Origin of the sequence: Paracraurococcus lichenis (genome assembly GCF_030657435.1) — a bacterium.
GTDB classification, from domain to species: domain Bacteria; phylum Pseudomonadota; class Alphaproteobacteria; order Acetobacterales; family Acetobacteraceae; genus Paracraurococcus; species Paracraurococcus lichenis.
The window spans coordinates 1-3695 of record NZ_JAUTWS010000210.1; the positions used below are offsets into that span (position 1 = coordinate 1).

At 66.5% G+C, this 3695-nt stretch carries 3 protein-coding genes; 2 read left to right on the forward strand and 1 reads right to left on the reverse strand.

Annotation, left to right across the window (positions count from 1 at the left end; all coding sequences use genetic code 11):
* Positions 1-174: 174 nt before the first annotated feature.
* Entirely contained in the window at positions 175-390 is a 216-nt protein-coding gene (locus tag Q7A36_RS38815; RefSeq protein WP_305109143.1) for a hypothetical protein, read from the reverse strand.
* Positions 391-492: 102 nt separating this feature from the next.
* Between Q7A36_RS38815 and Q7A36_RS38820 the strand changes: the two genes are divergently transcribed.
* Positions 493-1242 carry a class II aldolase/adducin family protein gene (locus Q7A36_RS38820; RefSeq protein ID WP_305109144.1) on the forward strand — a complete coding sequence of 250 codons (750 nt, stop codon included), beginning with the start codon at positions 493-495 and terminating at the stop codon, positions 1240-1242.
* Between the two features lie 121 nt (positions 1243-1363).
* Positions 1364-3496: a molybdopterin-containing oxidoreductase family protein gene (locus Q7A36_RS38825; protein ID WP_305109145.1), complete on the forward strand. Its 2133-nt coding sequence runs from the start codon at positions 1364-1366 to the stop codon at positions 3494-3496.
* Positions 3497-3695 lie beyond the last annotated feature (199 nt).

Consider the following 3695-nt stretch of genomic DNA (forward strand, 5'->3'; position numbering starts at 1 on the left):
AATATTGCAGCTCACTCATTCCGTTCCAAAATACGCGCGGCCGACCAGAGATGTCGAAAATGTCGGCGCAAGACTTGGGCTCGACATGGTGAGACTAGGCCGACGCCGCCTTCTGTTTCGGATGAATCATGAAATGCCTGCTTATTTCGCGTACAGATTCTTAAGCCCGTCACCTCAGCATTCGTCACCGACCTGCGCCTCGCGGACCATCTTACGAGGCGGGCCCGTGCAGTCGAGGTTTTGCAGGCGATAATTGATGCCAAACCTTGGCGTTCGGCTGCACATCCCGATCCGCGCCACTCCGCCGCCCACCGTCGCTGTGGAAGGCGATGCTTCAGACAGGTCTACGATGCGCTCGGCGTCATGCACCGCGGCGGTCGACACCTGCATCCGCGATAGGCACCTTGCCGGCCTGCGGCACTGCGCGCAGGATCAAATCTGCCGGTGGGATGATCGGCACGGAAGTGGAGGGAGCGTGTGATGTCGTCAGCAATGAGGCTCGCCAGTACCGATATGACCGATGCCGAATGGCAGACTCGCTGCGATCTCGCGGCAATGTACCACATCTGCAATCATCTTGGCTGGACCGACCTCATCAACACCCATATGTCGGCCCGTGTCCCCGGGGAGCCGGAGCACTTCCTCATCAATCGCTATGGCGAGATGTTCGATGAGGTCACCGCGTCCAGTCTCGTGAAGATGGACTTGGCCGGCAACGTCATCGGCGATCAGGCACGCTTCAACACCGCCGGCTTCACCATCCATAGCGGCGTTTACAAAGCCCGGCCGGACGCCAATTGCGTGCTGCACACGCACACCCGGGCCGGCGGTGGCGTCGCGCTGATGCGGCGGGGATTGCGGCCCATTAGCCAGGACGCCCTCCATGTTTTGGATGACGTGGTCTATCACGACTATGGCGTGCCGGCGACGCAGGAGGAGTGCGATGCACTTGGCGTCAGCTGCGCGACCGGCAGCTGCGTCATTCTACTTAATCACGGGCTGCTGACGCTTGGCGAGACCATTCATGGCGCCTTCATGCGGCTGTACATGCTCGAGCGGGCCTGCGAGGTGGAACTGATGGCCCGCAGCCTCGACGAGCCGCCGGTCATGATCGAGCCCTACATCGTTGAGCGGGCGGCGGCACGGATGAAGAAGCTGCGCGCCACGCCGGAATACGGGTTGCTGGAGTTCCAGGGCCTCGTCAGGACGGTGGACCGCAATGGCGACAAGTATCGGTGCTGACCGCGCCGGACGGTCCGGCTTGCCTGCAGTATCCATGCGGGCACCGCAGCCACTCAGGCTGCCGACCTGTGCATCAAGGTGGCCCATAGACGAAGCCGACCCGGTCTGAGAGGCTGGGCTCATGTCGAACCGGATCATCCCGAGCACCTGCTGGGAATGCGGCACGCTCTGCGGCGCGCTGCTGACCCTGGACAATGCGGGCCGCGTCGCCAAGGTTGCCCCGAATCCGGACCACCCGACCTCGAAGGGCGCCTTCTGCGTCAAGGGCATCCGCGGCCTGCCGGAATGGACCGACCACCCGGAGCGGCTGCTGCACCCGCTGCGGCGCGTCGGCGAGCGCGGCAGCGGCCAGTGGCAGCGCATCTCCTGGGACGACGCGCTCGACGAGATCGCCGATGGCTTGGCCGCCGTCCGCGCGAAGCACGGGCCGCTGGCGCTCGTCGGTGCGGTGAGCGGCGCCTTTTTCAGCCGCGGCGCCATCGTTGCGCTGTTGCTGCGCTTGCTTGGCTCGCCAAACTGGATGATCAACCAGGACCTCTGTGGTGGCTGCCGAGCGGTGAGCGATCGGCTAACCGGGCTGAACATCGGCCGCGGCGAAGATATCGAGAACACGCGCTGCTCCCTCCTGGTTGGGCGCAATCCCCATGCTGCCGACCCGATCCAGTGGGCCGCGCTGAAGCGGGCAAAGGCGCGCAGTGCGCGTTTGATCGTGCTCGACCCCTATCGCACGCCGGCGGCCGAGATGGCTGATGTCTGGCTATCTGCGCGCCCGGGAACCGATGGCGCGATCGGGCTCGCCATGCTGCACGCTATGATCCGCGACCGGACCTACGATACCGATTTCGTCGCGCGCTGGTGCCATGGCTTCGAAGCCCTGGTCGCGCGCGTTGCCGAATGCACGCCTGCCTGGGCCGCCAGCATCGCCGACGTGGCCGCCGCGGATATCGAGCGCGCGGCGGCGCTCTATGCCGAAGCACCCGCGACCTTTGTCGGCGGCCACGGGATCGACGCCGCGAGCAACGGCGTGCAGACCTTCCGCGCGTTCCACGCCTTGGTTGCAATCAGCGGCAATCTCGATCGTCCCGGCGGGAACCGGCGAGTGAAGAAGCCCCCGGGCTTTCGCACCTATGTCGAGCTGCTGCACGACAAGCACTTCCGGCTGCCGGAGGCGACCGAGCGCCGCACCATCGGCGCTGATCGCTTTCCGTTGTGGGCCGGGCCCGAGGGCTGGCAGACCGCCTGCCACAACGCCTCGGTAATCGAGGCGATGCTGACCGACGTGCCCTACCCTGTGCGGGCTGCCTATATCAGCGGCGTCAATATCGCGGTCACCTACCCGGATGCACGGCGCACGCTTGCGGCGCTGCGCTCGCTCGACCTCCTGGCGGTCGCCGCCCACAGCATGAACCCGACCGCTGCCGTCGCTGACTTGGTGCTGCCGAAGACAACGACACTGGAGGAGGAGGAGGTCACCCTGGATCCGAGCGGCCCGAACATCGCCTACACCGCCGCCGTCCCGGCACGCGGTGAGGCGCGCAGCGATCTCGAGATCGCGGTCGGGCTGCTGGACCGCATGCGGGCGCGCGGTGCCATCACCGCGGACCTGCTGCCCTGGCGGCGCCAGACCGAATTCAACGCCCACCTGCTCGGCAACAGCGGCATATCGCTCGAGAAGCTGCGGCGCGATGGCTGGGCGCAGTTTCCCTATGAGCTACGCGACTTCGAACAGCGCGGCTTTGCCACCCCGACGGGCAAGGTCGAGCTCTATGCCGAGGCGGCGGCACGGCATGGGCTCGACCCGCTGCCGGGCTACGTTGCACCGCGGTCGGCAGCGAGCGACGACTTTCCCCTGCTGCTGCAGACCGGCTTTCGCGAGAAGACCTATCATCACTCACGCTTCCGCGACCAGGCCTGGGCTCGCAAGGTCTCGCCCGATCCGGAGGTGCGGATCCATCCCACAACCGCGGCCGCCCATGGTGTCGCCGAGGGCGACTGGGTGGTGGTCGCGGTGCGCGATGGCCCTGGCGCGTGTCGGCTGCGCGCGACGATCACCGACCGTACCCAGCCCGGTCTGCTGACCACGGGCATGGGGTGGTGGCTGCCGGAAGCGCCGGCGCCGGACTATGCGGCGCTCGAGATCAACGTGAATGCCGCGTTGTCCTATCGTGCCGCGGCCGATGCGATGAGCGGCTCGGTCGATATCGGCGGGCTGCCCTGTCGGCTATGGCGGCTCGCGGACACGGCAGACGCCTGAGCGCACGAAATGCGACCCGCGCGGGCTGGCAGCACCGGTCGCATTGCCTCACCTAATTTGCTCCTGAGCCGGGGCCGTTGCCTCACCTGAGACGCTCCCGAGCAGCGCTGAGCTGCGGGGTCTGGGATGAGGCGGGTGAGCATGACGACGCGGAACGAGTTGGTGGCTGCCGTTGCGGAACGGTACGCCCGGTCGAGCC

Excerpts from the sequence above, each read along its gene's own strand:
- Q7A36_RS38815 (WP_305109143.1), bottom strand. The coding sequence starts at position 390 with ATGCAGGTGTCGACCGCCGCGGTGCATGACGCCGAGCGCATCGTAGAC.
- Q7A36_RS38820 (WP_305109144.1), top strand. The coding sequence starts at position 493 with ATGAGGCTCGCCAGTACCGATATGACCGATGCCGAATGGCAGACTCGC.
- Q7A36_RS38825 (WP_305109145.1), top strand. The coding sequence starts at position 1,364 with ATGTCGAACCGGATCATCCCGAGCACCTGCTGGGAATGCGGCACGCTC.